The sequence below is a fragment of the Bartonella sp. CE47NXGY genome, from assembly GCF_042195415.1.
Classification (GTDB): domain Bacteria; phylum Pseudomonadota; class Alphaproteobacteria; order Rhizobiales; family Rhizobiaceae; genus Bartonella.
Genome location: NZ_JBHIOI010000140.1, coordinates 1 through 1,313, shown reverse-complemented (window position 1 = coordinate 1,313; position 1,313 = coordinate 1). Strand labels below are relative to the sequence as shown.

General features: G+C 30.2%; 1 protein-coding gene and 1 tRNA gene. Both read left to right on the top strand.

Annotated elements, in window-relative coordinates:
• Positions 1 to 222, top strand: a 222-nt coding sequence (locus ACFIL3_RS10190; protein WP_375682228.1) for a tyrosine-type recombinase/integrase, incomplete at its 5' end; no start/stop codon positions are given.
• A 941-nt stretch (positions 223 to 1,163) separates the two neighbouring features.
• Positions 1,164 to 1,253 (top strand) — tRNA-Ser (locus ACFIL3_RS10185).
• Positions 1,254 to 1,313 lie beyond the last annotated feature (60 nt).

Genomic DNA, 1,313 nt, shown 5'->3' with positions numbered 1-1,313 from the left:
CTTTTTCGTGAGGCTTGTAACGTAGCGGGAATCAAAAAATCAGCACATGGCTTAAGAAAATTAGCAGCAACACGCGCAGTTAATTCTGGTGCAACAGTATCACAACTCAAAGCAATTTTTGGCTGGACAAATGATGCTATGACATCTCTTTACACAAAGAGCGCAGACCGTAAAAAACTCGCTCTTGAAGCCATAAAAAAGCTTCAAAAAGATGAGGGATAGAGGCAAAAAAATCAATAGAATCAAGATTCACCTATTCTCTCATATTAGACATAAATATTTTATTTTACACATACTTGTGAATGAATCGGCTTTTAAAACTTTATCTTTTAAAGTTTACGCTTTCTGACTCTGCATAATTTAGCGTTTTTAAGTTCTATTCTTGAAAAACTATGTAATACCTTCACAAACTATCTATTGATCTAAGGGTATTACTCAATAATTTTTTCTTCCATTCAAATTAACTTTTTGCTTATTCCACAGAAAAAGCATTACAAATATACCTAATTTCCAGTCATATCTAGAAGAGATTTTAAACTATCGATGCAAATCTTACATAAAATTTTATTCAAATAGCGCAAATCAGCCATTCCCTCCAAGGTACTTTTTAGATGCACTAAATATCTGAATATTTTTATTTAAAAAATTAAAATCTTTTAAAGAGCTTTCTTATTGAATTGTACTTAATTTAAACTCAATAAAAACTTTCCTTGAATATATATGTCATTCTTACAAATTTATCTCTCATAAACTGTCAGAGTAATAACATTTTCTTTTCGCCAATATGAACGATCTAAATAAAATAAATATCTGGAAAGGTAAAATAATTCAAAAATACACGACCGGAATTTAATATAATTTATCAAACATTTTCAACTAAACATTTCTTATTATTACGAAAACGATTGTTAGAACTTAAAAAAATATTGCTTTGTAAAAAATTTTTAAACAGGAAAAAAATGATAAATATCATAATTACCTTTCATTTTTTCAGAAAAAACTATCATGTTTAAAAATGAAACTCTTAGATAACACACTCAAAGAATTAACTTATGAAGAATTATTTTAATTGAAACTTAAATAGTTTTACAAAGAACGCTTTAAAATGCGTATTAAAATGATTGACCTTTTACAAGAAATTTGTCAAAAAGCATATCTAGTTTGGAGGGGTGGCCGAGCGGTTTAAGGCACCGGTCTTGAAAACCGGCGTGCAGGAGACTGTACCGTGGGTTCGAATCCCACCCCCTCCGCCACAGCACTTTTATGGTGCTATAACTTATTGATTTCATGTGTGTTTTTTCAAGGTGCGGGAT